Annotated in this window: 26 protein-coding genes and 1 pseudogene; 9 read left to right on the forward strand and 18 right to left on the reverse strand. The window is 72.6% G+C overall.

Features of this window, described 5'->3' with window-relative positions; genetic code table 11:
• Positions 1 to 132 precede the first annotated feature (132 nt).
• The gene (locus tag ACFO0B_RS00265; protein WP_378610201.1) at positions 133 to 798 is read left to right on the forward strand and encodes a TetR/AcrR family transcriptional regulator; all 666 of its coding nucleotides are present in this window, start codon (positions 133 to 135) and stop codon (positions 796 to 798) included.
• A gap of 42 nt (positions 799 to 840) precedes the next feature.
• Here ACFO0B_RS00265 and dapA read toward each other — a convergent pair whose 3' ends face one another.
• Positions 841 to 1,740, reverse strand: coding sequence for a 4-hydroxy-tetrahydrodipicolinate synthase (gene dapA, locus ACFO0B_RS00270; RefSeq protein ID WP_378610202.1), 900 nt, complete (start codon positions 1,738 to 1,740; stop codon positions 841 to 843).
• Positions 1,741 to 1,811: 71 nt separating this feature from the next.
• On the opposite strand from dapA, the gene ACFO0B_RS00275 reads away from it, so the two are divergent.
• Positions 1,812 to 2,690, forward strand: a complete 879-nt coding sequence (locus ACFO0B_RS00275; RefSeq protein ID WP_378610203.1) for a LysR family transcriptional regulator — start codon at positions 1,812 to 1,814, stop codon at positions 2,688 to 2,690.
• Between the two features lie 43 nt (positions 2,691 to 2,733).
• Here the strand turns inward: ACFO0B_RS00275 and ACFO0B_RS00280 are convergent, their stop codons facing one another.
• The 11 genes from ACFO0B_RS00280 to ACFO0B_RS00330 all read right to left on the reverse strand — a co-directional run bounded on the left by ACFO0B_RS00280 (position 2,734) and on the right by ACFO0B_RS00330 (position 10,588).
• Positions 2,734 to 3,051 (reverse strand): hypothetical protein, encoded by a 318-nt coding sequence (locus tag ACFO0B_RS00280; RefSeq protein ID WP_378610204.1) that lies wholly within the window; start codon positions 3,049 to 3,051, stop codon positions 2,734 to 2,736.
• A complete protein-coding gene (locus tag ACFO0B_RS00285; RefSeq protein ID WP_378610205.1) occupies positions 3,048 to 4,295 on the reverse strand; it encodes a polymorphic toxin type 37 domain-containing protein in 1,248 nt (415 codons plus the stop codon). Before ACFO0B_RS00285 ends, ACFO0B_RS00280 begins: the two co-directional genes overlap by 4 nt.
• A 1-nt stretch (position 4,296) precedes the next feature.
• Positions 4,297 to 4,596, reverse strand: a complete 300-nt coding sequence (locus ACFO0B_RS00290; protein WP_378610206.1) for a WXG100 family type VII secretion target — start codon at positions 4,594 to 4,596, stop codon at positions 4,297 to 4,299.
• Position 4,597: 1 nt separating this feature from the next.
• Complete coding sequence (locus ACFO0B_RS00295) at positions 4,598 to 4,900, reverse strand: WXG100 family type VII secretion target (protein WP_378610207.1); 303 nt, start codon at positions 4,898 to 4,900, stop codon at positions 4,598 to 4,600.
• 21 nt (positions 4,901 to 4,921) lie between these two features.
• Positions 4,922 to 6,451 (reverse strand): TerD family protein, encoded by a 1,530-nt coding sequence (locus ACFO0B_RS00300; protein ID WP_378610472.1) that lies wholly within the window; start codon positions 6,449 to 6,451, stop codon positions 4,922 to 4,924.
• Positions 6,452 to 6,495: 44 nt separating this feature from the next.
• Positions 6,496 to 7,029, reverse strand: coding sequence for a hypothetical protein (locus ACFO0B_RS00305; RefSeq protein WP_378610208.1), 534 nt, complete (start codon positions 7,027 to 7,029; stop codon positions 6,496 to 6,498).
• Between the two features lie 11 nt (positions 7,030 to 7,040).
• Positions 7,041 to 7,841 (reverse strand): family 1 encapsulin nanocompartment shell protein, encoded by an 801-nt coding sequence (locus tag ACFO0B_RS00310; protein ID WP_378610209.1) that lies wholly within the window; start codon positions 7,839 to 7,841, stop codon positions 7,041 to 7,043.
• Positions 7,838 to 8,860, reverse strand: coding sequence for a Dyp-type peroxidase (locus ACFO0B_RS00315; protein ID WP_378610210.1), 1,023 nt, complete (start codon positions 8,858 to 8,860; stop codon positions 7,838 to 7,840). The genes ACFO0B_RS00310 and ACFO0B_RS00315 overlap by 4 nt, the downstream gene beginning before the upstream one ends.
• A 27-nt stretch (positions 8,861 to 8,887) precedes the next feature.
• Positions 8,888 to 9,217: a cupin domain-containing protein gene (locus tag ACFO0B_RS00320; RefSeq protein WP_378610211.1), complete on the reverse strand. Its 330-nt coding sequence runs from the start codon at positions 9,215 to 9,217 to the stop codon at positions 8,888 to 8,890.
• Between the two features lie 70 nt (positions 9,218 to 9,287).
• A complete protein-coding gene (locus tag ACFO0B_RS00325; protein ID WP_378610212.1) occupies positions 9,288 to 9,785 on the reverse strand; it encodes a dihydrofolate reductase in 498 nt (165 codons plus the stop codon).
• On the reverse strand, positions 9,782 to 10,588 hold the full coding sequence (locus ACFO0B_RS00330) for a thymidylate synthase (RefSeq protein WP_378610213.1): 807 nt from the start codon (positions 10,586 to 10,588) through the stop codon (positions 9,782 to 9,784). Before ACFO0B_RS00330 ends, ACFO0B_RS00325 begins: the two co-directional genes overlap by 4 nt.
• Before the next feature lie 22 nt (positions 10,589 to 10,610).
• Between ACFO0B_RS00330 and cobF the strand changes: the two are divergent.
• From cobF to ACFO0B_RS00345, 3 genes and pseudogenes are all read left to right on the forward strand, one after another.
• A pseudogene (gene cobF / locus ACFO0B_RS00335) lies at positions 10,611 to 11,339 on the forward strand (precorrin-6A synthase (deacetylating)); the annotation flags it as partial.
• The gene (locus ACFO0B_RS00340; RefSeq protein ID WP_378610473.1) at positions 11,316 to 11,744 is read left to right on the forward strand and encodes a VOC family protein; all 429 of its coding nucleotides are present in this window, start codon (positions 11,316 to 11,318) and stop codon (positions 11,742 to 11,744) included. The pseudogene cobF and the gene ACFO0B_RS00340, both read left to right, overlap by 24 nt.
• Positions 11,745 to 11,783: 39 nt before the next feature.
• Positions 11,784 to 12,650 carry an Fpg/Nei family DNA glycosylase gene (locus tag ACFO0B_RS00345; protein WP_378610214.1) on the forward strand — a complete coding sequence of 289 codons (867 nt, stop codon included), beginning with the start codon at positions 11,784 to 11,786 and terminating at the stop codon, positions 12,648 to 12,650.
• On the opposite strand, the gene ACFO0B_RS00350 is transcribed toward ACFO0B_RS00345, so the two are convergent.
• From ACFO0B_RS00350 to ACFO0B_RS00365, 4 genes are all read right to left on the reverse strand, one after another.
• The gene (locus ACFO0B_RS00350; protein ID WP_378610215.1) at positions 12,643 to 14,154 is read right to left on the reverse strand and encodes a carboxylesterase/lipase family protein; all 1,512 of its coding nucleotides are present in this window, start codon (positions 14,152 to 14,154) and stop codon (positions 12,643 to 12,645) included. The genes ACFO0B_RS00345 and ACFO0B_RS00350 overlap by 8 nt on opposite strands.
• Positions 14,155 to 14,242: 88 nt before the next feature.
• Positions 14,243 to 15,682 carry a dihydrolipoyl dehydrogenase family protein gene (locus ACFO0B_RS00355; protein WP_378610216.1) on the reverse strand — a complete coding sequence of 480 codons (1,440 nt, stop codon included), beginning with the start codon at positions 15,680 to 15,682 and terminating at the stop codon, positions 14,243 to 14,245.
• A 2-nt stretch (positions 15,683 to 15,684) separates the two neighbouring features.
• A complete protein-coding gene (locus tag ACFO0B_RS00360) occupies positions 15,685 to 15,930 on the reverse strand; it encodes a DUF2630 family protein (protein ID WP_378610217.1) in 246 nt (81 codons plus the stop codon).
• A gap of 10 nt (positions 15,931 to 15,940) precedes the next feature.
• Positions 15,941 to 17,311 (reverse strand): aminotransferase-like domain-containing protein, encoded by a 1,371-nt coding sequence (locus ACFO0B_RS00365; protein ID WP_378610218.1) that lies wholly within the window; start codon positions 17,309 to 17,311, stop codon positions 15,941 to 15,943.
• Positions 17,312 to 17,502: 191 nt separating this feature from the next.
• On the opposite strand from ACFO0B_RS00365, the gene ACFO0B_RS00370 reads away from it, so the two are divergent.
• Positions 17,503 to 18,174, forward strand: a complete 672-nt coding sequence (locus ACFO0B_RS00370; RefSeq protein WP_378610219.1) for a pyridoxamine 5'-phosphate oxidase family protein — start codon at positions 17,503 to 17,505, stop codon at positions 18,172 to 18,174.
• On the opposite strand, the gene ACFO0B_RS00375 is transcribed toward ACFO0B_RS00370, so the two are convergent.
• Together ACFO0B_RS00375 and ACFO0B_RS00380 are read right to left on the reverse strand one after the other, a co-directional pair.
• Positions 18,161 to 19,666 (reverse strand): hypothetical protein, encoded by a 1,506-nt coding sequence (locus ACFO0B_RS00375; protein ID WP_378610220.1) that lies wholly within the window; start codon positions 19,664 to 19,666, stop codon positions 18,161 to 18,163. The two genes, ACFO0B_RS00370 and ACFO0B_RS00375, sit on opposite strands and share 14 nt — an antisense overlap.
• Positions 19,663 to 20,424, reverse strand: a complete 762-nt coding sequence (locus tag ACFO0B_RS00380; RefSeq protein ID WP_378610474.1) for a crotonase/enoyl-CoA hydratase family protein — start codon at positions 20,422 to 20,424, stop codon at positions 19,663 to 19,665. Before ACFO0B_RS00380 ends, ACFO0B_RS00375 begins: the two co-directional genes overlap by 4 nt.
• A gap of 61 nt (positions 20,425 to 20,485) precedes the next feature.
• Here ACFO0B_RS00380 and ACFO0B_RS00385 point away from each other — a divergent pair, with 61 nt between their 5' ends.
• The 3 genes from ACFO0B_RS00385 (at position 20,486) to ACFO0B_RS00395 (ending at position 23,563) form a co-directional block, all read left to right on the forward strand.
• Complete coding sequence (locus ACFO0B_RS00385; protein ID WP_378610221.1) at positions 20,486 to 21,085, forward strand: TetR/AcrR family transcriptional regulator; 600 nt, start codon at positions 20,486 to 20,488, stop codon at positions 21,083 to 21,085.
• Between the two features lie 11 nt (positions 21,086 to 21,096).
• The gene (locus ACFO0B_RS00390) at positions 21,097 to 22,719 is read left to right on the forward strand and encodes an acyl-CoA dehydrogenase family protein (RefSeq protein ID WP_378610222.1); all 1,623 of its coding nucleotides are present in this window, start codon (positions 21,097 to 21,099) and stop codon (positions 22,717 to 22,719) included.
• A 184-nt stretch (positions 22,720 to 22,903) separates the two neighbouring features.
• Complete coding sequence (locus ACFO0B_RS00395; RefSeq protein ID WP_378610223.1) at positions 22,904 to 23,563, forward strand: hypothetical protein; 660 nt, start codon at positions 22,904 to 22,906, stop codon at positions 23,561 to 23,563.
• The last annotated feature ends 26 nt before the right edge of the window (positions 23,564 to 23,589 follow it).

The following is a 23,589-nucleotide window of genomic DNA, read 5'->3' on the forward strand; positions in this document are numbered from 1 at the left end:
CGCTGTGTATCGCTCCGGTCAAGCGCCGTAACTTCTGCGTTGCGTGGGTTTCTGTCGGGTGACAGGAATCTCTCCGCGCTGGTCAGCCCGGTGCGAGGGGGGCCGACTTCCGGGCAGTGCCAGAATGGCTCCGTGACGAACCTCGGACCGGGGCGCCCGCGGCTCGAGCAGCGGCGCAGGCACGGGCAGACGCCGCGGGCCGAGATACTGGACGCCGCGGGGGAGCTCTTCACCACCAAGGGCTACGCCAATACCTCGACCCGCGCGGTCGCCGACGCGGTCGGCCTCCGGCAGGCTTCGCTGTATCACCACTTCGCGGCCAAGGACGACATCCTGGACGCGCTGCTCGCCGAGACCGTGGCCGGGCCACTGGAATTCGCCCAGGGGCTGGCCGCGCACTCTGCTTCGGCCGCTGTGCGGCTCTACGCGCTCGCGCTCTTCGACGTCCGCCAGCTGTGCGCCGCGCGCTGGAATCTCGGTGCGCTCTACCTGCTCCCCGAGCTGCGCACCGAGCGGTTCGCGGCCTTCCGCCTGCGCCGTGACGAATTGCGCGGGCACTACGAGGAGCTGGCCCGGCTCGTCCTCGCGGACCTGGGGTCGCGCGCAGTTCCCGGCTCGGAGGTGCTTCCGTTCCGCCTGGTGGAGACGGTGATCAATATCCGCTCCGACGAGGGGGTCGCGCCGGAGTACGCCGAGCAGACCATTCCGGAGGCTGTGCTGCGGGTGCTCGGGGCCGCGGGAGTCGTGCGGGCGGAGGCCGTGGCACTGCTGGAATCGCTGGCTGTCGCGCGGGAGTGAGGGACGTTTCGTGAGACCGGGTGACCGCACCGGGCGGTGTGCTCACCCCCGCGGGAGTGGTCCGGGGTCGAGCCGGTCCACGCAGGCCAGGGCGGCGGCGGTCGATTCCGGGCGCGCGGGCAGCAGGGGGAGGCGGACGTGCGGGCTCGGGATGCGGCCCTGGGCCGCGAGTACGGCCTTGACGACGGTCGGATTGGGCTCGGCGAAGAGGGCGCGGGTGAGCGGGACGAGCCGGTGGCCGAGCTGCCTGGCGTGCTCGATCGAGCCCGCGCGCCAAGCGGCGATGAGCTCGGCGTACGGGCGGGCGGCGACAGTGGCGCAGGCCAGGATGGCGCCGCTCGCGCCGAGGGCGAGCAGCGGGGAGGTGAAGAGGTCGTCCCCGGCCAGGACCGCGGTGTCGGCGGGGAGGTCGGCGAGGAAGGCGATGGTGGTTTCGTCGATGCCGCCGGTGGAGTGCTTGAAGCCGGCGATGTTCGGGATGCGGGCGATCCGGCCCAGCGTCTCCGCGCTCAGCGTGCGGCTGGTGCGGTACGGGATGTTGTAGACGATGAGCGGCACCGGGCTGGCGGCCGCGAGCAGCCGGAAGTGTTCGACCACTCCGTCTTCGGAGGGCCGGGTGTAGTACGGGACCACCGTGAGCGCGGCGCTCACCCGCGGATCGAGCCTCGTGACCTGCTCGATCGAGGATGCGGTGGTGTTCGTACCTGCCCCCGCGACGAGCGGTGCGCCGTACCGGGCGCAGGCGGAGGCGCAGATCTCGATGACGGTCTCGCGCTCCTCCGGGGTGAGCGCCGCCGCCTCGGCGGTGGTGCCGAGCGCGACCAACCCCGTCGCGCCGTCGGCCAGTGCCGAGTGCGCGAGTTCCGCCAGCGCGGTCGTCGCGAGTTCGCCGGTGGCGGTGAACGGGGTGATCAGCGGGACGTACAGGCCGGTGAGGAGCATGCACCGACCTTCGCCCCGCAGCGTCCTTCAGGTCCAGTTCGGATTACCGACGTCGAGCTTAAGCTGTGCTTATGCTCGATGTCCGCAAGCTGCGGCTACTCCGGGAACTGGCGCACCGGGGAACCATCGCCGCCGTCGCCGAAGCGCTGAACTACACCCCCTCGGCGGTATCCCAGCAGCTCACCGCGTTGGAACGGGAGACGGGGGCGGCACTGCTCGAGCGCACCGGCCGCCGGGTCACGCTGACTCCGGCCGCCCGTGGCCTGGTCGCCCGCACCGAGGAGCTCCTGGCGGTACTGCAGCGCGCCACCGCCGAACTCGCGACGGCCACGACCGAACTCACCGGAACCCTGCGTATCGGCGTCTTCCCCTCCGCAGTCCCCGCCATCCTGACCCCCGCCATCGTGGCGCTGAGCAGCGAGCACCCCGGGCTCGATCTCATGGTCACCGAACTCGACCCGGCCTCGGTGCCGGACGCCCTGCGTGGGGAGCGGCTCGACATCGCCCTGGTGCAGGAGTACGACTACGTCCCCGTGCTCGCCGACCCCGGCCTGGAGACCGAACCGCTGCTCCGGGAAACCGTGCACCTCGCCGCCCGGGGCGCGGAGCCGCTCGTGGCTCATCGCGACTCCGCGTGGATCGCCGGAACCCCGGGCACCCTGTGCCACGCCCTCACCCTGCGGGCCTGCGAGGCGGCCGGTTTCACGCCCCGCATCCGGCACCACGCCGACGATTTCGGCGCGGTACTCGCGCTGGTCGCCGCCGGGCAGGGCGTCGCCTTCGTCCCCGACCTCGGAACCGCCGGTGCCCCGGAGGGCGTCGTACTCACCCCGCTGCCCATCCGGCGTCGGACGCACCTTGCCTATCGTCGTGGGACCGGCGGCCATCCCGCCGTCGCCGCCGCCCGTACCGCGCTCCGTGCCGCCGTCGATCACCGTGGCGAGGTATGAAGTCGCAAAACTCCGCACCGGGTGTGGAGCTCGGTGCAACAGGTCATTGCGCCGGTGCTCCGAAAACCTCGTCGTGCCAGGAACGTGCAGAGTCGCTGAACCAGGGCCCGACCGCGTCGGTGTTCAAAACCCGCAGTTCTCGCAGGTCGATGGCGTATCGCCGATAGAGGGCGACGAGATCGCGCAGATCCTCCTCATCGACGGTGCCGAACGCGAGCGTGATGTACAGCGTCCGCGACTCGCCGCGGTACGACGCGACGCAGCCGATTTTGTCGAGCCATTCGAAGAAGGCCGCCTCGTCGTTGTACGAGTAGTACGTAACGCTCGTGGCTTCGAGTACCACATCACCCATGTTGGTCATCGCCTCTTCCCGCCGGGGTAGACATTGTCGTAACTCTTCCCGTCCTGGACATCCCAGTGCGGGCCGCCGTGGGCCGTGGCACCCTTCCCGGTGGGAACCCACACCTTGCCATCGGCGTCGAGCCAGCCGAAGCCCCTGCCATTCGGGGACGGAACCCACTGCTCGCCGCCCTTGGGCGGCACGAATCCCTCGGCATCGCCCGGCTTTCCTGGTGCCTTCGCCCCATCCGGGTCGTAGGCATCGCCCGGCGGCTTGCGATTCGCATTGAATGTCGCATCACCGGCGATGGACAGGATAGTCAGACCGGTGATGGTGGCGAGTGCACCGGTCGTCAGCGCCCCCGTGCCGAAACTGATGCCGCCGAGCGTGGCGAAGAAGGTGCCCGCGATCCGGACGATCGCGGTCGCGGTGACATCGATGGCGATGCCCTCGGCCGCGAGGGCCCGCGGGTTACGGATCGCCACCAGGGCGACCGCGATGACGACGGACGCCACGACGAGCGTGGCCGCGATCTGCGTGCTGATCTCCGCCCGCATCGCGACGAGCGCGGTGTGATGGCTTGCCGTCGATTTCGCCAGATCGTCGGCGGCCAACCGGATCTGGCCGGCGTTCGTGGAGAGCGTGCGCAGATGCTCGGTCAGGTTGGGGACATCGGGTGCGTCGAACCGCTGCAGCCCGTCGGCGATGAGCCGCAGCCGGGACTCCGCGGCGAATGCGGTGTCGTTGTCGACGTACGCCTTCCACGCCTTCGCCGCGCGGTCCAGCTTGTCGGTGTCGCCGTCCGGGACCTCACCGCCCGCGATCTGCGCGGTCACCTTGTCGAACAGCTCGGGAAAGTCGCTCTCCAGCCCGGGGCCGTTGTTCCGGGAGGAGGCGACGCCGGTCACGGTGCTCACCCCGTACGGCGTCTCCGACGGGATGGTGCGCGGGCAGGCCGGGCCGATTCCCTTGTTCGGATCCCGGTTGGCGGCGTAGTTCGCGCACTCCCAGTTGTAGCCGGAGGCGATCAGGATGTCGGCGAAATGCTGGAGCGCGTTGACGAAACCGGTGGCCGCGAGGGTGAAGGCGGCCGCGTGCTCGTCGTAGGCGGCGGACCAGGCGAGGACCGCCGGATAGCTACCAGCCATGCCGCCGGTCTCGAGCAGGACCGTCTGCAGCGGGTTGTAGGCCGACTGCAACTCCCGGGACAGCTGGTAGCAGGCGTCGGCGGCGGTGTAGTAGGTGTGCGGGGCGACGGAGGCCATGTCAGCCTCCGCTCATGCGCAGGTTCACCGCGGCGGCCTCGGCGTAGGAATCGCGGGCCAGGCGCGCGGCCTCCTCCATCTGGGCAAGGCCGTCCAGCAGTTCCCTGGTCGCGATGATCCACTCCCGGTGTTCCTCGGCGTAGGCCGTCGCGGCCGCGCCGGTCCACTTCCCGCCCTGGACCAGCTCTCGCACCCGGCGGTCCAGCTCGTCGAGGTGCCCGGCGAGGAACTCCTGGAAGCCGCGGGCACGGGCGGTCACCTGATCGATGTGGTCGAGGTCGAAGGCGAACTCGTCGGACATGTCAGTCCACGTTCAGCAGCGTCGCCGAGCTCGACTCCTGCTCCACCTGGGCTGCCACACCCGCGCCCAGCTTCGACGCCAGATCGGTCAGCGCGTCGAAGGTCTGCAGGACGCCGTCCCGCATCTCGTCCCAGCCGGTGCGGTAGGCGTCGGCGGCGCTGCCCCGCCAGGTACCGAAAAGTGCCTGGACCTCGCCGTCCAGCGAACTCGCCCCCGATTTCAGCTGCTCGGCCACATCGGCGGCGTACCGGCCGATCGCCTGGACATCTTCCGGAACCACCCGGAGCGGTGCATCATCGGTCATATCCCCTCCCGGTGCGCCACCCTACTCCTTGGCCGGTGCGCTCACCCAGGCCAAACCCCAGCCGTACGCCTCGTCGACCGCCTTGTTCAGGAAGTAGGGCGGGTGTGTCGGCGGGGGGATGAAGCGGCCCTCGCGGCGCAGCACCAGGTCGCCCGCGACGTTCTCCAGCATGGCGAGGGCGACCTTGCGCGAGTTGTCGGTGCAGCCCGCGACGCTGAGTTCGATGGGGGCGCCGTGTACCGGGTGCAGGGTGGCGGTGGCGGTGACGCCGCGGAAGTCGTCGGCGCCCTCGTAGACCGAGGCGAAGATCAGGATGCGGCGGAAGTCGCGGGTGTGGTCGAGGTCGATGAGCAGGTTCTCGCCGTCCGGGCGGCCGGTGCGGTCGTCGGTGTCGAGTTTCAGGAACGGGGGGCCGGCGAGGGTGCCGAACTCGCCGAGGGCGTGCACGATGCCCTTGCTGCCGTCGTTCAGCTCCCACAGGCAGCACAGGTCCAGGTCGAGGGGGCGGTCGGGGGCGCCGCGGCCCGCGATGCCGCGGATGGCCGGGATCGACCAGCCGAGGTTGATCCTGAGCAGCCCGGAGGTGGCGCCGACACTGGTCAGGGAGAGCGTCGGAAGTTCCTCGGTGATCGCGACCGGCGGGGTGGAGTAGGGGCGCCGATTCGGTGTCGTCGGGTGCGGCGAGCCTGCCCGTGAGTTCGGGTTCGCCCGCGTGGGTTGCGGCGTGCCTGCGCGCGGGTTCGCCGGTGTCGGGTGCGGTCCGTCGGAGCGCGGGTTCACCGCCGTGGGGTGCGGTCGGCCGTCGCGCGGGTTGACCAGCGTCGGGTGCGGAGCACTGCCGCCCTGGTTCGGGTTCGGCGGCGTCGAGGAGTTCCGTGCGGGAAATGGCGGCGGGGCAACCGGTTCGACCACCGGATACTGCCGGCCCGGTGTCGCCCACTGCCCAGGACCCGCGCTGTTCCGCACCCCCGGCGCGCCCCCGGCGCTGTGCTCCGACCTGTCCGCGTCGACACCACCCGGTGCGCCCGCGGCGCCGTTACCTGCCCCGGCGCCGGGCGCCGCAGCCGCGGCACCTGCCTCACCCTCCGCCGCGTCCTCGTCCACCGACACCCCGTGCGCGACGACCAGCCCCTCCAGCCCGGAGGTGTACCCCTGCCCGACCGCCCGGAACTTCCACCCACCGCCACGCCGGTACAGCTCCCCGACGACCAGCGCGTTCTCCCCTTCGCCCCGGCACTCGAAGGCCGCGACCTCGGCCCCGGTGGTCGAATCGAGCACCCGCGCGGCGAACGCGCCGAGCGGTCCGTCCCCTGCGACGGCGATCGCCACCGCGTCGACCGCGTCCTCGATCCGCGAGAGATCCGCGACCAGCATGTGCTCGCGCTCGTAGTGCACCGCCCCGGACGGGTGCGCGGGCTGGTTGAAGAACACGAAGTCGGCGTCGCTGCGCACCCGCCCGCCGCTCAGCAACAGCGCGGCGACATCCGGCGCCGCCGAGACCTCGATCCGCAGCACCGAGGTCGGCACCGCGACATTGGCGCCCTTCTTCATCGACACTTCAGCCTCCGCGTCTCGTCCCGCACCAGGTATACCGGTCAGCGGGCGGGCGGTGCCAGGCGCCAGTGTCGTTGTAATGCGGTTGCGATCTCCGGCAGCACGGTGATCGGGATCCGCTTCTCCCGCAGTAGCTGCCGCACCTGCAGCACCTGCTCGCGTTTGCGCATCTCGTAGGCGTTGCTCACCGGTCGCAGCACCGGCGGGATGGAGAGCAGCACCAGTTCGGCGTCGCCGGTGAGGTCGAGCGCCAGCGCCCAGCGCGCCTTCTCGTCGAGGGTGAACCGCCCGCCGACCACCCGCTCCCAGTCCAGCGACCGCGCCGACCACGGGGTGCGCCGCTCGATCCCGCGCTCGGAGAGCACGACGGCATCGCGCCGGAACAGCGCGACCAGCACCGCGATCCCGAACACCCCGCCCAGCAGCACCCCGGTGACCACCCGGTTCACCCCGAAGAGCGCGACCACCGCGGCCGACGGCACCGCCGTCACCAGCACCGCCACCGCGGCGTACAGCGCGATCCGCGAGCCGGGGACCACCCCGGCCCGCACCGGGGCCGGGCGATCCGTCGTCACCGCGTCGTCCATCACGCGGAGAGGCAGACCGCGGCCTCGGAGGTGTACACCAGGAACTGGATGCTCTGCTGGAAGTACAACCGCACCGACTCCGCGTCGTGGGTCAGGTAGCCGATCGAGAGATCCTGGCCGACGCGCAGGTCGAAATCGCCGCCGCGGCCGGTCAGCACGATGGCGCCGTCGATGGCGGGCGCCCAGATGATCTCGCCGTCCGGCAGCAGCCGCTCGATGTGCGTGCGGATCGGGTGGCCGTGGTCGGAGGTCTCCGAGACCTCGGTGTAGAGGTCGGCGCTGAGCAGCACCGAGTACGGCCCGTCCACGCCGGCCAGCCGCAGCGCGGAGAGCGCCTGCGCAACCGCCTCCGGCACCAGCCTGGTGTCGGTCGGCAGTGCGATCGGCCGGTTCGAGGCGCTGGCCCGGATGCCCTTGATGCCCGCCGCCGGGTAGCCCTCGAAGACCGCGCGGTCCTCGGCGAAGGCGATCTTGCGCGCGGCGTCCTTGACCGGGTCCAGGTCGGTGTCCTGCGACCCGCGCTCGACATTGTCGAGCTCCTCGCGGGAGAGCGTGAACGGCACCCGCAGCTCGACCAGCGGCGCCACCACCCGCTGCCGCGCCTCGACGCCCTCGTCCGGCGCGGCGATCGGGCTGGTGCGGCCCAGCCCGACCGCGTTGTAATCCACCCCGAACGGCCCGGAGACGTCGACCACGCGGCGCCCGGCGATGTGCCGCTTGAAGGTGCGGGTGGCCTCCTCCTCGATCTGTGCCCAGGCCTCCGGCGTGATCGGCGCGAGTTCGCGGTGCAGGTTGTTCATCGGTTGGTGCTCCTTTTCAGCGTGCCGATTCCCAGCGAGCCGTCGGCCGGTCGGGCGGCGACGGGCGCCGCCGGCTGCTCCGGCGGATCGGGCAGGTCGTCGAAGAAGTCGTTCGGCGGCGTGAAGAACAGCGTGCCCGTGACCGCGATCGAGAAGTCCAGGATGCGGTCGTAGGCGGCGTCCGGCGTGCCGGTGAACATGCGCTCCAGCATCCGTTCGGTGACGCTGGGCGTGGCCGCGTAGCCGACGAAGTAGGTGCCGAACTCGCCGTCCTTGACGCTCCCGAACGGCATGTTGGCGCGCAGGATCTGCCGCTCGGTGCCGTCTTCGTCGATGATCGTGTTCACCGCGACGTGCGAATCGGGCGGCTTCACCTCGTCGGCCATCTCGAAGTCGTCCAGCTTGGTGCGGCCGATCACCCGCTCCTGCTCCGGCACCGGCAGCGCCCGCCACTTGTCCATCGGGTGCACGTACTTCTGCACGATGACGTAGCTGCCGCCGGCGAAATCCGGATCCTCGTCGCCGATCAGCGCGGTGCGGCCGGCGTCCGACTGCGGGGTGGCGCCCTCCGGGTTCTCCGTGCCGTCCACGAAGCCGAGCAGGTCGCGCTGCTCGAAGTAGCGGAAGCCGACCGTTTCGTCCACGATCCGCACCGCGTCACCGAGCCGGTCGCCGATCACCATGGCCAGCTCGAAGCAGGCGTCGTGCACCTCGGCCTTGATGTGGAACAGCAGGTCGCCGGGGGTGGCGGGCGCGCTGTGCACCGCACCGCTGAACTCGCGGAACTCGTGCAGCTCGGCCGGGCGCGGCCCGGCGAAGAGCCGGTCCCACGCCGCCGACCCGATGGAGGCGACGCAGGTCAGCCCGGCGCCGGGCAGCCGGAAGCCGACCGAGCGGCGGAGCCCTGGCAGGTCGGCGAGCAGGTCACGGACCACCGGCTCGCCACCCTCGGCAATCGTGGCGACGAGGAAGATGGCGGCCGGTGTGAGCGGTTCGAGGATCGGCTGTGGCTCACCCATGCCCGCCAGCCTAGAGCGTCGGCGCGCTCAGGACTTGGCGACGGTCAGCAGAAACGCCACATCATCCACAGCCTTGACGCTGTGCCGCGCCCTGGGGACAACCAGCAGGTCGCCTGCCGACCCCTTCCACTCCGTGGTGCCGCTGATCAGGATGAGCGTCCCGCTGATGACCAGCAGCGTCGCCTCTCCGGCATTGTCGTGCTCGCCGAGGCTCTGGCCCGCGGTGAGCGCGACCACGGTCTGCCGCAGCGCATTCGCGTGCCCGCCGAACAGGGTCTGTGAACTCCGGCCGCTGGTCGCGGTCCCCGCGAGCTTCAGTTGCTGCCGGGCCACCGCGGTGAGCGATTTCTTGTCCATGACAACCTTTCGCGCCGACAGGTGCTGATGAACCGAAGTATGCCCGACCCCGGGCGGCGATATGCCGGGATCAGCGGTCCGCGCGCCGATACCGGCGGATGCGGTAGTGGATGCCGGTGCTCGACTCCAGCCAGGCCGCCTCGTCGGATGCCCACTCCGGGCCGAGCGCGGGGGCGAAACTGTCGCCATCGACATCCAGGTCGACCTCGGTGACGGCGAGATCGGTGGCGGCGGCGAGCGCGTCGCGGTAGATCTCGGCGCCGCCGATCACCCAGACCGTTCCGGTCCCGGCCAGCGCCAGCGCGGCCGGGACGGAGGGCGCGGGTTCGGCGCCGTCGGCGCGCCACTCCGGCTGCCTGGTGACGACGATATTGCGGCGGCCCGGCAGCGGGCGGAAACGGGCGGGCAGCGAGTCCCAGGTGCGGCGGCCCATGATCACCGGGTGCTCCGCGGTGGTCGCCTTGAAGTGCGCGACGTCCTCCGGCACCCGCCACGGGATGCCGTTGTCCCTGCCGATGACCCCGGCCGGGGTCTGCGCCCAGATCAGCCCGACGGTCCTGGCGGTCACACCGCCACCGGCGCCTTGATGGTCGGGTGGTGCTGATAGCCGAGGATCTCGACGTCGGCGTAGTCGTAGCCGAAGAGCGAATCGGCCCTGCGCAGCCGCAGCTCGGGGAAGGGGTAGGGGGCGCGGCTCAGCTGCTCGGTGACCTGCGCGACGTGGTTGTCGTAGATGTGGCAGTCGCCGCCGGTCCAGACGAACTCGCCGACGCCGAGCCCGGCCTGCTGCGCCACCATGTGCGTGAGCAGGGCGTACGACGCGATATTGAACGGGACGCCGAGGAAGAGGTCGGCGCTGCGCTGGTACAGCTGGCAGGAGAGCCTCCCGCCCGCGACGTAGAACTGGAACAGCGCGTGGCACGGCGCGAGCGCCATCTTGTCCAGCTCGGCGACGTTCCAGGCGGAGACCAGCATGCGCCGGGAGTCCGGGTCGGTGCGCAGGGTCTGCAGCACGCCCGCGATCTGGTCGATGTGGCTGCCGTCCGGGGTGGGCCATGAGCGCCACTGCACGCCGTAGACCGGGCCCAGCTCGCCGTCCGGACCGGCCCACTCGTCCCAGATCTTCACCCCGCGCTCCTGCAGCCAGCGCGCGTTGGAGTCGCCGCGGAGGAACCAGAGCAGCTCGTAGACCACCGACTTGAGGTGCACGCGCTTCGTGGTGACCAGCGGGAACCCGGCGTTCAGGTCGTAGCGCAGCTGGTGGCCGAACACGCTGCGGGTGCCGGTGCCGGTGCGATCGCCCTTGGCGGTTCCGGTGCTCAGGACCAGGCGGAGCAGGTCCTCGTACTGGGTGTCCGGCGCAGTCGTCACACGTCGACTCTAGTCTCGGCGCATGCGGACGCTCCACGTGATCGGAATCGGCGCCGGCGACCCGGACCAGGTGACCCTGCAGGCCGTCGCGGCGATCGGCCGGGTCGACACCTTCTTCGTCATCGGCAAGGGCGAGGACAAGCGAGAACTGCTCGACCTGCGCGCCACCATCCTCGACCGGCACGCCAGGCCGGGGCACCGGGTGGTCGAGGTGCAGGACCCCCCGCGCGACCGCGACCCCGGCGACTACCGCCGCGCGGTCGAGGACTGGCACCGCCGCCGCGCCGAGCTGCTCGCCGCCGAGTTCGCGGCGATCGACGGGGTCGGCGGCATTCTGGTCTGGGGCGACCCCGCGCTCTACGACAGCACCCTGCGGCTGATCGAGACCATCCGCGCCACCCAGGATTTCGAGTACACCGTGATCCCCGGCGTCACCAGCACGCAGGCGCTGGCGGCGGCGCACCGCACGGTGCTGCACGGCATCGGCGAGCCGGTGCACATCACCACCGGCCGCAGGCTCCGCGCCGAAGGGCTCGGCAACGACCCGACGCTGGTCATGCTGGACGGCGACTGCGCGTGGACCACCCTCCCGCCGGACGGCGTGCACATCTGGTGGGGCGCCTACCTCGGCATGCCGGACGAGGAGCTGATCGAAGGCCCGCTCGCCGATGCCGGCCCGCGTATCGTGGCCCGCCGCGCCGAGCTGCGCGCGGCCAAGGGCTGGATCATGGACATCTACCTGCTCCGCCGCGGCACCCAGGTCCCACCCGTGGTGATCGCGCTACCCACCGAGGACCGCCGCCGCGCCGTCGCCTTCCACCGCGCGGCACTCGGCCTCGAACCCTTCGGCGAACTCGCCGACGACGGCGTCCCCGAGCCCCTGCAGTACCGCCTCGACGCCCGCACCACCCTCGTGCTCGTCCCCACCGGCGGCTTCGGCTGGGTGCTCGGCGACCGCGCCGTGGCCGCCCCCGGCACCAGCGAATGCCTGCTCGGCCTCGCCCTCCCCGGCGAAGCCGAGGTCGTCGCCGCCGTCGACCGGGCCCGCGCGGCGGGCGCCACCGTCATCACCGAACCCGCCACCCAGCCCTGGGGCTTCAGCGCCACCTTCGCCGACCCCGACGGCCACGTCTGGCAGCTGACGGCGCCGAGCTGAATCCCCGCACCTGTCGGCACCCGCCGGTAGCCTGACGATGTGCCCGAACTGCCGGAGATCGAGGCGCTGGCGCAGTTCCTGCGGGAGCATGCGACCGGTGCGGTGGTCGGGCGGATCGATGTGGCGGCGCTGAGCGCGGTGAAGACCTTCGAGCCGCCGATCACGGCGCTCTCCGGGCGGGATGTGACCGGGGCGGGGCGGTTCGGGAAGTTCCTCGGGCTGGAGTGCGGCGGGCTGTGGCTGCTCACCCATCTGTCCAGGGGCGGCTGGCTGCGCTGGATCGATGAGCCGAGCCCGGCGCCGCCGAAGCCGGGGAAGGGGCCGCTGGCGCTGCGGGTGCACTTCTTCACCCCGGCGGGAGCGACGCCCGCCTTCGACCTCACCGAGGCGGGCACCAAGAAGCGGCTCGCGGTGTACGTGGTGGACGATCCGCAGCTGGTGCCCGGCATCGCCCGGCTCGGGCCGGACGCGCTCGCGCTCACCGAGGCCGAGTTCGGCGCGATCCTGCACGGCACTTCGCAGCGGATCAAGTCCGCCATCGTTGACCAGACGCTGCTGGCAGGCATCGGCAACGCCTACTCCGACGAGATCCTGCACACCGCCAAGGTCTCGCCGTTCGCCAACACCAAGACGCTGCCGGATGCGAAAACGGGCGAGCTGTACGCGGCCATGCGCGCGGTGCTCACCGACGCGGTGCGGCGCTCGGTCGGGCAGGACGCCGCCCGGCTCAAGGGCGAGAAGCGCTCGGGCATGCGGGTGCACGCCCGCACCGGCGAGCCCTGCCCGGTCTGCGGCGACACCGTGCGCGAGGTGTCCTACGTGGATCGCTCGTTCCAGTACTGCCCGACCTGCCAGACCGGCGGCCGGATCCTCGCCGACCGCCGGATGTCCCGGCTGCTCAAGTGAGGCTCGGCACCCCGACGCCCTGCCAGGCCAGCCGCCTGGTCGGCTCCGGGTCGTGCTCGACCCGGGTCGGGTCGTCGATGATCAGGGTGCTGCGCCGCTCCTCGGTGTAGCGCGGCCAGGAGGGCAGCGGCGAGCCGGTGCGCGCGAACTCCACCCAGTTCTCCTGGAACTGCCTGGTGACGGCGCGCAGTCCGCTACCGCCGCCCGCGGCGGTGATGGCGCGGCCGAGCGGGCCGTCGCCGCCGCCGAAGACCGGGATCAGGTCGGAGGCGTGGGTGGCGCCGAGCCCGGCCAGGTGCAGGGCGCGCGGCGCGAAGTCGTAGCGGTAGGCGTAGGTCGGGGCGTGTTTGCTGTGCCCGGCCATGACCCGCAGCGACGGCCGCCAGAAGACGTAGTCGCCGCCTGCCCTGACCGCGACCCGCGGGTTCTCCGCGAAGCCGGGGTAGGCGGCGGCGATCCGCTCCTGATCGGCGCCGACCGATTCCAGCGCGGAGCGCAGCCGGTCGGGGGTGGTCGGCAGTTCGTCGGCGAACTTGGCGAAGAGCGTTCCCTCGTCCCGGTTGGTGCCGATGATCAGCGGCACCCGGTGCGCGCGCCCCTCCTCGATGGCCTGCACCGGCGGGAGCGGCAGGTACTCGCCGTCGACGACGGGGGCGGTGGGGAAGAGGCCGCGGCGCTCGTGCACCACCCGCCGCGCGACCTTGTTGAAGGCGCGCCGCAGATCGTGCCCGTCGACCGTGCCGAGCTCTTTGTTCGCCGCCTCCGGCGAGATGTTCAGCTCGTCCAGGCAGCGGCGGGCGAAGATGCGCGCGTCGTCGGCGGTCATCGCCCAGTCGGCGGGCGGGCTCTGCGAGATCGCGCGGTGGAAGAGGCCGCCCGCCTCGGGTGTGCCGAGCAGCGCGAGCACGGCGTGCGCGCCCGCGGACTCGCCGAAGATCGTGACATTGCCCGGGTCGCCGCCGAAGGCGGCGATATTGTCGCGCACCCAGCGCAGCGCGGCGACCTGGTCGCGCAGCCCCAGATTGCTCTCGTAGGCCCGGCTCTCGCTGCTGTACTCGCTGAAGTCCACGTAGCCGAAGACGCCGAGCCGGTAGTTCAGCGAGACCACGACGGCGTCGCCGCGCTGGGCCAGCCTGGCACCGGAGTAGAGCCCGAGCGCCGAGGTGCCGAAGAGGTACCCGCCGCCGTGGATGAAGACCAGCACCGGCCGCGGCGACGCGGCGGCCCGCGCGGGCACCGTGACATTGAGTGTCAGCGAATCCTCGCTGGTCGGCTGGTACCCGCGGGGGCCGATCCTGGCGCCCTCGCGGTGCTGCATGGCCGCGTTCCCGAACTCGGTCGCGTCCCGGACGCCGGTCCACGGCCGCACCGGCTGCGGCGACCGGAAGCGCTGGTCGCCGATGGGTGGGGCCGCATACGGAATGGACCGCCAGCGCAGTACGCGACGACCGCGACGACCGCGGACCACTCCGTCGGCGATCGTGATATCTGTCGTTGCCACCATGCCCCGATGGTATCCAGCGCGAGCGCTTGCCGACAGGGGTAACCGGAACCGCCGGTACCGCGGACCCTGTCGGCACCGAGTGCCAGCGCTACCGCCGCGCCTCCAGCAACCGCAGCCAGAACTCGCTCACCGCGGGGAACGCCGGAACCGCGTGCCACAGCGTCTCCAGCGGCACCCGGCCGACCACCGCGATGGTCGCGGCGTGCAGCTGCTCGCCGACGTCGGGGCCGACGAAGGTGGCACCGACCAGGGTGTCGGTGGTCTCGTCGACCACCAGCTTGGCGTGCCCGGCGTAATCGTCCCTCGCCAGCGAAGAGCCCGCCACCGCGATATCGAGCTCGACCGCGGAGACGGTGAGCCCGCGCTCCCTGGCCGCGGCCTCGGTGAGCCCGACCGCCGCCACCTCCGGCGCGGTGTAGACCACCTGCGGCGCGAGGTCGTGATCGGCCAGCGCGGTGTAGCGGGGGCTGTCCAGCGGGCGGCCGTCGGCCCGGGCGGCGATCACATCGCCGGCGACCCTGGCCTGGTACTTGCCCATGTGCGTGAGCGCGACCCGGTGGTTCACGTCGCCGACCGCGTACAGCCACTCGCCCGGCACCCCGTCGACGGTGAGGTGGTCGTCGACCGGCAGGTAGCCGGGCTCCAGCCCGACGGTGGCCAGCCCGAGGTCGCCGGTGTGCGGGGCACGGCCCGCGGCCACCAGGATCTCGTCGGCCTCGACGGATCCGCCGCCGCCCAGCTCGACGGTGACCCGCCCACCGTGGATCCGGCCCTCGCCGGTGTCGGCGACATCCGGCCGGTGCACCCGCTCGGGCTGCGCGCCGAAGCGGATCTCGACCTGACCGGTTCCGGCGAGCGCGGCCGCGACCCGCTCGCCCGCGAACGGCTCGTTACCGGCCAGCAGGGCGTGCCCGCGCACCAGCAGCGTGACCCGCGCGCCCAGCGCGGCCAGCCAGGTCGCGGCCTCGCAGGCGACGACGCCGCCGCCGATGATCGCGACGTGGCCGGGGATCTCGGTGACGGCGGTGGCGTCGCGGGAGGTCCATGGCAGCGCCGCGCGCAGCCCGGGGACATCGGGGACGGCGGCGGTGGTGCCGGTGGCCAGCACGACGGCGTGCCTGGCGCGCAGGGTGCGGCCGCCGACCTCGACGGCGCGCTCGCCCGCGAGCCTGCCGTGCCCGCGGACCACCGTGATCCGATTGTCCTCGGCCCAGTCGACCTGCGAGCAGTCGTCGTGGCCGGTGTCGTCGCGGTGCGTGAAGGAGTCGCGGCGGGCCAGCACCGCGGCCACGTCGAGGCCGTCGGCGGTGACGCCGGGCATCGCTTTCGCGGCGGCGAGCACGTGGCCGGGGCGGAGCAGCGCCTTGCTGGGGATGCAGGCCCAATAGGAGCACTCGCCACCGACCAGCTCGCGCTCGACCAGCGCGGCGGTGCGGTCGCTGCCCGCGATGGCGTAGGCGGCGGCGTTCTCGCCGGCCGGCCCCGCCCCGATCACGACGACGTCGAACTCGTCGGTGGTGTCGGCCACGGCTACTGGAGGTAGTTCTCGACCTGGCCGGGCGGGTTCACCGCGGCGTCGTCGGGGGATTCGCCCGCGTCGAGCCGGGCCCGGCGGTGGCGCAGCAGGTCCCAGCACTGGTCGAGGGTGACCTCGAGCTCGGCGAGCTTGCGGCGCTCGGTCTCCGGGTCGATCTCCCGGTTCTCGGCCTGCGACCGGAGCTCGTGCTCCCGGTCGACCAGTTCACGGATACGGGCCAGGAGGTCCTGTTCGCTCATGCCGCCCATGCTACGACCGCCGCAGGCACTCGCCCGCTATCCGAGCGGCAACGGCGAGCTCCGATTCGCTCGCCGCCGAGTAGCCGAGCGCGACGCCGAAGTGGTGCGGCTCGCCCAGGTGGTGTCGAACCAGGCCGTCGAAGAGCACGCCGCGGGCCGCGGCGGCGGCCACCGCGGCCTGTTCGGCGGCGGCGTCGGGGAGCGGGACGACGACGTGCGAGCCCGCGTCGTCGCCGAGCACTTCCAGCCCGGTCAGGTGGGACAGCAGCGTTACCCTGCGGGCGGGCATGACCCGGCGCAGTTTGCGCAGGTGTCCGGCGAGGTCGCCGTGTGCGGCGAGTTCGGCGAGGACCAGCTGGCCTGCGGGCGAGGGGGCGGTGCCGGTGCGGTCGCGGTGGGCGAGCACCGCCGCGGCTACCTCGGGGCCTGCGACCAGCCAGCCGGCGCCGAGCGTGGGGGAGAGGATCTTGCTCGTGGTGCCGAGGTGCACCACCACGTCCGGGGCCAGCGCGGCGAGCAGCGGCAGCGGGGCGGTGTCGTAGCGGAGTTCACCGTCGTAGTCGTCCTCCAGTACCAGTAGCCGCCGCTCGCGGGCCAGGTCGACCAGGCGGACCCGGCGCTCGGCGCTCATCCGGCTGCCGAGCGGGAACTGATGCGCCGGGGTGCAGTAGACCGCCGCGACGCCGTCCGGGATCAGCTCGACGCGCAGCCCGCCGTCGTCCACCGGCACCGGGAGCACCCGCAGCCCGGCCGCCAGGAGACCGCCGACCGCGCGCTGGTAGCCGGGGTCCTCGACGGCGACCGTCGCGCCCGGCGGCAGTGCGGCGGCCGCGATCTCGGCGACCGCGGCGCCGGTACCGGTGGTCGCCAGCACGGTGACCTCGGGGCCGGCGGCCAGGCCGCGGTGGCGCAGCAGGTGCTCGGCGACGGCGCTGCGGTAGGCGGGTTCGCCCGCGCGGTCGCGCCTGGTGGCCGGCGGCCGGTCGGCGGCGGCGCGCCAGGCCCGGCGCCAGGCCGCGCGGTCGATGACGGCCGCGCAGGGCGCGCCGGGGGCGAGGTCGATCAGGCCACCCGGTTCGGTCTCGGAGGGCTGCGGCACCGGGGTCGCGGGCGCCGCGGCGGGGGCGGCGAGCAGGTAGGTGCCCGAGCCCTGCCGTCCGCCGAGCCAGCCTTCGGCGTGCAGGCGGTCGTATGCCGCGGCGACCACGGTGCGGCTCACCCCGAGCCGGGTCGCGAGCGCGCGGGAGGAGGGCAGGCGGTCGCCCCGGCGCAGGATCCCGGAGCCCGCCGCGCCGCGCAGGCCGTCCGCGACCTGGACGGCGAGCGGGACGGCGCTCGCCCGGTCGAGGGTGAGGGGCAGGTCGTCGGCGGGGGTGGTCATGGGCCGTGCCCTCCTTCCATCGTGGCGGGTGGGTCTCGGTCCCCGCGCTGCCCGCCGCGGCGGGATCCGGCTGCGCCGCGGGCGGTCCGGCTACGCCGTGGCGCGCGCTGTGCGATCCGCGAAAGTGGTCTTCCGAAGTTCCAAGGAATTGGCCCTCCTATAATGCCACTTGTCGCGCCACGATCAGAGCCATGACCGAACGCGCCCCGCTCGCCCCGACCCGACGCACCCGGCTCACCCGCAGCCGGGAGCGCGGCCGCACCGACCGCGCCGAACTCGACGCCCTGCTCGACGCGGGCGCGCTCTGCCACCTCGGCGTCGTCATCGACGGCGCCCCGCTGGTGGTGCCGACCGTCTACGGCCGCGACGGCGACACCCTCTACCTGCACGGCTCCACCGGCGCCGGGAACATGCGGGCCGCGCTCGCCGGCGACGTCTGCGTGAGCGTCACCCGGGTGGACGGCATCGTCTACGCCCGCTCGGCCATGCACTTCTCGATGAACTTCCACTCCGCCGTCATCCACGGCAGGCCGGAGCGGCTCACCGACCCCGGGCAGCGGCTGCACGCGCTGCGCGTGATCGTCGAGCACACCGCCCCCGGCTCCTGGGAGCGGGTGCGCCCGCCCAACCCCAAGGAGATGGCGGCGACGCTGGTGCTCGCGCTCGACCTCACCGAGGCGTCGGTCAAGGTGCGCACCGGCGGCCCGGTGGACGATGCCGACGACATCGCGGCCGGTGGGGTCTGGGCCGGGGTGCTTCCCCTGCGTCAGGTCTTCGACCCGCCGGTCTCCTCGGCCGACCTGGAACCCGGCGTGCCGGTGCCGGATTCGGTGCTCGGCCGGGTGGCCGTCACCACGGTGTGAGCGGCAGCCCGAAGGGTTCGGCGGCGCGCAGCAGGGCGGCGCGCAGCTCGGCGCGGCTGCGCTCGGGCTCCAGGCTCACCAGGGCCAGGGTGTACTCGCCGTCGAGGTGGCAGAGGTAGCCGGCGAGGCGGGTGCGCGGCAGGCGGTCCCGGCGCAGGCCGGGGTGGATGGCGCGGGCGGCCATGCCGGTGCAGCGGCTGGGGCCGAGCGCGCCGATGGAGTCGGGGAGCGGGCCGATGTTCGAGCAGAGGATGTCGCGTTCGCCCGCGCCCGCGGCGAGGGTGTGCGCCAGGCGGTCCGGGATCACCTGGAGGATCTCCTCCGGGATCCCGGCCGGGCTGGTCATCCGGTACTCGTAGGCGGCGCGGGCCTTCTCGCGCAGTTCTTTCGGTGTGTCGGAGCGGGTGATCCGGACGGCGGTCACGGCGAGGTCGTTGTCCACCCGCGGCTCGGCGCGGGTGTCGACCGGGAGGCTCGCGGTGAGTTCGTCGGGCTGGTAGCCGAGTTCCCAGAGGGTGTGCGCGATCACCGCGACGAACAGGCTGTTCGGGGTGCCGCCGGAGTTCGTGGCGATGGAATCCCAGGTCTCTGATGGGGATTGGGCGACCAGGGTGACGGTGGCGTTGCCGGTACCCCCCGATGAGGTGTTGCCGGTGCCCGCCGATGAGGTGCGGAGCCGTGGTGCGCGGCGGTCCGCCGGGAGCGCGTTCCGGGCGAGGGTCTCGGCAGGCCGTCGTGGCTGCGCTCGCGGGACACCCGGGTCTGGCAGGGGTTCGTCGGCGGTCGGTAGCGCCGCCCGGCCCGCGGTTCGCGGAAGTGCGACGGTGGGCCGGGTCGCCACTGCCAGCGCGGAGCGTGGTCGCGGTGCGACGGCTTCGTCCGCCCGCCGCGTGGAGCCGGTCGCCTCGACGACCCGCCGCACACCCCGGGCCATCTCGGTTCGCACCCTGTTCCACCACGCCCGCCCGGTTCCCTCGAGCACCACACTCCACTGCCGCCTGGCATCCGCCCAGTCACCCCGCGCGTCCAGCGGAAGGGCCTCGACCTCACCCGCGACCCCGCGCAGCGCGTGATCCGCCGCCAGCACCAGCGCCCGGCCATCCGCCAACACGTGCGAACACGTCAGCGACACCACCGCCCCGCCGTCGGCGAGCGGCGCGTACGCCAACCGCCACCCCGGCCCGCGCGAAGGATCCAGCTCCCCGCCGCGCGCATCGGCCCAATCCAGCAGCCCCGCAACCGGAATCACCCCGTACAGCACCAGCGGCAACCCCCGCACATTCCGCACCCACGCGCGCCGTGCCCCCGGCACCCGCGCGCTGCGAACCCGCCGCCCCAGCTCCCCGGTCCGCAACCCCTCGCGCAGCGCCCACAGCACCCCGACGGGCACCCGCTCCGCGGTCCGCCACACCCCCTGCAGGACGATCGGCGTCCCCAGCCCGCGATGGGTCCGCAGGAAGATCTCGTCGACGACGCTCAGCCGTGCCGTCACGACGAGGCGGTCTCCCCGTGCCTGCCCGCACCGGAGGCGAACCGCCGCGCTCCCTCCAGCGCGCCACCCGCGAGCGCCCGCAACCCGTGCCGGTACTCGGCGCGCAGCGCGGCGGCCTCGTCCAACCCCTCCTGCTCCAGCACCGACATGCGGTCGGAGCGCAGACAGGCCTGCGGTGACGCGGCCAGCTCCAGCGCGAGTTGCTCGGCGGCGGCCCGCGCCTGCCCGGCCGGAACCAACCGGTTCGCCAGCCCGATGGCGAGCGCCTCGGCGGCGTCGACCGCCCGCCCGGTGAGGATCAGCTCCATGGCCCGCCCCTGCCCGACGATCCGCGGCAGCCGCACGGTCCCCCCGTCGATGAGCGGTACGCCCCAGCGCCGGCAGAACACGCCGAAGGTGCTGTCCTCCTCGGCGATTCGCAGATCGCACCAGAGCGCCAGCTCCAGCCCGCCCGCCACCGCGTACCCCGCGACGGCGGCGATCACCGGCTTGCTCAGCACCAGCCGGGTCGGCCCCATCGGGCCGTCGCCGTCCTCGGTGACGACGTTCGAGCGCTCGGTGCCGAGCCCCTTCAGGTCGGCGCCCGCGCAGAAGGTGCCGTTCGCACCCCAGAGCACCGCGACGGCCGCCTCCGGATCCGCGTCGAACGCGCGGAAGGCGGCGCTGAGCGCGGCGGCGGTGGGGCCGTCCACCGCATTGCGCGCCTCGGGGCGATCCAGGATCACCGTGGTCACGGGGCCGGAGCGTTCTACCCGCACAGCATTCACGGCTCGACCCTACCCCTTGCGCCAAGAAGTGAACTGATGATTCACTTCTTGGGTGGCATACCGCAGAACCCCCGCCGTACAAGCTCGGCTCGATGCCAAGGCCGGGCTGATCACCCAGGCCGCGGGCCGGGTGCTCGCCCGCGACGGCTTCGCCGGGCTCTCGATGGCCGCGGTGGCCGCCGAGGCCGAGATCGCCACCGGCACCGTCTACAAGCACTACGCGGGCAAGGCCGAACTGGTGCGCGCCGTCTTCCTCGAGGTGGTCACGCACGAGGTCGACGCGGTGCGCTCGGCTGTCGACGCCGAAGAGCTCGCGGCGGCGGAGCGGGTCTCGGCCGCCGTCCGCACCTTCGCCGGCCGCGCCCTGCGCAACCCGAAACTGGCCTATGTGCTGCTCGCCGAGCCGGTGGACGCCGCCGTCGACGCCGAGCGGCTGCACTTCCGGCGCGCCTTCGCCGAGACCTTCGAGGGCGCGGTCGCCGCAGGCATCGCCCGCGGCGAGCTGCCGCCGCAGCGGCCGGCGGTGACCGCGGCGGCGCTGGTCGGCGCGATCGGCGAGGTGCTGGTCGGCCCGCTCGCCGCCGAACCCGCCGACGCCGCCGTCATCGACGACCTGGTGGCCTTCGCGCTCCGCGCGCTCGGCCTCCGCTGAGAGGAGCGACCATGCACACCCACGACGTCTTCAACCAGGTGCCCGACCTCGTCCCGTTCGATGTCTCCCGCAACCCGGCCCTGCTCGAGGGGCTGCACCGCGAGGGCGGCGGCTGGGCCGAACCCGAGGTCCGCGCGCTCGGCCTGCGCGCGGGCGGCGCCGAGGCGCAGGAGTGGGGCCGGCTCGCGAACGACTACCCGCCGGTGCTGCGCACGCATGACCGCTACGGCAACCGGATCGACGAGGTCGAGTTCCACCCGGCCTGGCACCAGCTCATGGCGGTCGCCGTCGAGCACGGCCTGCACGGCTCGCCCTGGCTGGACGACCGGCCGGGCACGCACGTCGCGCGGGCCGCCAAGTTCTACACCTGGGGCGTCGCCGACGCGGGCCACATGTGCCCGATCTCCATGACCTACGCCGTGATTCCCGCGCTCCGGCACAACCCCGAGCTCGCCGCCCGCTTCGAGCCGCTGCTCGGCTCGCGCAGCTACGACTTCGGGCTGCGTGAGCCGTCCGGCAAGGCCGGGCTGATCGCGGGCATGTCCATGACCGAGAAGCAGGGCGGCTCGGACGTCCGCGCCAACACCACCACCGCCACCCCGCAGCCGGACGGCGCGTACCGGATCGTCGGGCACAAGTGGTTCACCTCCGCGCCCATGTCCGACATGTTCCTCACCCTGGCCGAGGCGCCCGGCGGGCTCTCCTGCTTCCTGCTGCCCCGGGTGCTGCCGGACGGCACCCGCAACCCGATCCGGATCCAGCGGCTCAAGGACAAACTCGGCAACAAGTCGAACGCGTCGTCCGAGATCGAGTACGAGAACGCCACCGGCTGGCTGGTCGGCGCCGAGGGCGCGGGCGTGAAGACCATCATCGAGATGGTCAACATGACCAGGCTGGACTGCGTGATCGGCTCGGCGACCGGCATGCGGGTCGGCGCCGTGCACGCCGTGCACCACGCCAGGCACCGGCAGACCTTCGGCAAGCCCCTGATCGACCACCCCGCCATGCGCAACGTCCTCGCCGACCTGGTGATCGAGTCGGATGCCGCCACCACCGTCATGCTGCGGCTGGCAGGCGCAACCGACCGGGCGGGCGCCGACCCCGGCGAGGCCGCGCTGCGCCGGATCGCGCTCGCCATCACCAAGTACTGGGTCTGCAAACGCGCCCCCGCGCACGCCGCCGAGGCGCTGGAGTGCCTGGGCGGCAACGGGTACGCGGAGGAGTCCGGCATGCCGCGGCTCTACCGCGAGGCGCCGCTCATGTCCATCTGGGAGGGGTCGGGCAATGTCGCCGCCCTCGACGCACTGCGCGCCATGGCTCGCCAACCGGAGTCGGTCGAGGCCTACTTCGCCGAGGTCGCGCTCGCCCGCGGCGCCGACCCGCGCCTGGACGACGCCATCGACCGCGTCGGCAAGGAACTCACCGACTTCTCCGACATCGAGTACCGCGCCCGCCGCGTCATCGAACTCATGGCCCTGGTTCTCCAGGGTGCGCAGCTGGTCCGCCACGGCCACTCCGCCGTCGCCGACGCCTTCTGCGCCACCCGGCTCGGCGGCGACTGGGGCATCGCCTTCGGCACCCTCCCGGTGGGCGTCGACACGACGTCGATCATCGAGCGGGCGTTCGTGAGCTGATTCCGGGCATTGCGCCCGCGAACTTTTCGCCATCGCACGGAATCGCCGGTCCGTGCGGTACCGACCAGTAGTTCTGTAATCCGAACAGGGTATATCCGGAAATTGTTGCACTGCACAGCATCTCGTGAGTATATCTACGGCTACTCACCATTCCCTCTCCCTGATCGGAACAGAACACCGCACGATGAGAATCAAGAAGCTCACCGCCGTCCTCGCGCTCGCCGTCGCCGCGTTCACCGTCACCCAGGCCACCGCGTTCGCGCAGCCCGACCCGGCGGTGATCACCGCGGCCGAACTGCCCGGTAGTGCCACGGGTGAAGAGCAGGGCGTCGGCTACACCGTGAACGGCGGCGCCGACGGCCGCACGCTCACCGCCGCGCTCACCTCCGGCACCTTCCGGGTCACCGGAGAAGTCATCGAGATCGCCGACGCCGCGGGGGCGGTGGTGGCATCGGTGCCGCTGCACATCCCGGTCGGGCAGCACCAGGTGAGCCTCGCCCCGCGCGTCGAGGACGACGGCACCAAGCTGATCGCCGCCGTCTCCGCCCAGGAGATCGGCTACTGGCGGATGACGTCGCCGCGGGACCGCAGCATCGAGGCGGGCGCCGGGATCGGCGCCGTGCTCGGCAGCCTCGCCGGCGGCTTCCTCGGTGTGGTGCTCGGCATCGCGACCATGGGGCTGCTCCTCCCCATCACCCTGCCGATCGGGCTGATCGTCGGCCTGCTCGGCGGCATGGCCGCCGGCGGCGCGGCCGGCGCCTCCGTCCCGAACTCCGACGTTCCGGACCGCTGGAACTACCAGCAGGAGTGCGAGTACTACCGCAGCTTCAAGTACTGCTGGTAGCCCGAATCGGGTGTATACATCCTGCT

This window comes from Nocardia jiangsuensis (assembly GCF_042650385.1).
GTDB classification, from domain to species: Bacteria; Actinomycetota; Actinomycetes; order Mycobacteriales; family Mycobacteriaceae; genus Nocardia; species Nocardia jiangsuensis.

Bases quoted from the DNA above. Each gene is read 5' to 3' on its own strand.
- dapA (WP_378610202.1), bottom strand. From the start codon at position 1,740: ATGCTCCTCACCGGCCTGTACGTCCCGCTGATCACCCCGTTCACCGCC.
- ACFO0B_RS00275 (WP_378610203.1), top strand. From the start codon at position 1,812: ATGCTCGATGTCCGCAAGCTGCGGCTACTCCGGGAACTGGCGCACCGG.
- ACFO0B_RS00280 (WP_378610204.1), bottom strand. From the start codon at position 3,051: ATGACCAACATGGGTGATGTGGTACTCGAAGCCACGAGCGTTACGTAC.
- ACFO0B_RS00285 (WP_378610205.1), bottom strand. From the start codon at position 4,295: ATGGCCTCCGTCGCCCCGCACACCTACTACACCGCCGCCGACGCCTGC.
- ACFO0B_RS00290 (WP_378610206.1), bottom strand. From the start codon at position 4,596: ATGTCCGACGAGTTCGCCTTCGACCTCGACCACATCGATCAGGTGACC.
- ACFO0B_RS00295 (WP_378610207.1), bottom strand. From the start codon at position 4,900: ATGACCGATGATGCACCGCTCCGGGTGGTTCCGGAAGATGTCCAGGCG.
- ACFO0B_RS00300 (WP_378610472.1), bottom strand. From the start codon at position 6,451: ATGAAGAAGGGCGCCAATGTCGCGGTGCCGACCTCGGTGCTGCGGATC.
- ACFO0B_RS00310 (WP_378610209.1), bottom strand. From the start codon at position 7,841: ATGAACAACCTGCACCGCGAACTCGCGCCGATCACGCCGGAGGCCTGG.
- ACFO0B_RS00315 (WP_378610210.1), bottom strand. From the start codon at position 8,860: ATGGGTGAGCCACAGCCGATCCTCGAACCGCTCACACCGGCCGCCATC.
- ACFO0B_RS00320 (WP_378610211.1), bottom strand. From the start codon at position 9,217: ATGGACAAGAAATCGCTCACCGCGGTGGCCCGGCAGCAACTGAAGCTC.
- ACFO0B_RS00340 (WP_378610473.1), top strand. From the start codon at position 11,316: ATGGACATCTACCTGCTCCGCCGCGGCACCCAGGTCCCACCCGTGGTG.
- ACFO0B_RS00350 (WP_378610215.1), bottom strand. From the start codon at position 14,154: ATGGTGGCAACGACAGATATCACGATCGCCGACGGAGTGGTCCGCGGT.
- ACFO0B_RS00360 (WP_378610217.1), bottom strand. From the start codon at position 15,930: ATGAGCGAACAGGACCTCCTGGCCCGTATCCGTGAACTGGTCGACCGG.
- ACFO0B_RS00365 (WP_378610218.1), bottom strand. From the start codon at position 17,311: ATGACCACCCCCGCCGACGACCTGCCCCTCACCCTCGACCGGGCGAGC.
- ACFO0B_RS00370 (WP_378610219.1), top strand. From the start codon at position 17,503: ATGACCGAACGCGCCCCGCTCGCCCCGACCCGACGCACCCGGCTCACC.
- ACFO0B_RS00390 (WP_378610222.1), top strand. From the start codon at position 21,097: ATGCACACCCACGACGTCTTCAACCAGGTGCCCGACCTCGTCCCGTTC.
- ACFO0B_RS00395 (WP_378610223.1), top strand. From the start codon at position 22,904: ATGAGAATCAAGAAGCTCACCGCCGTCCTCGCGCTCGCCGTCGCCGCG.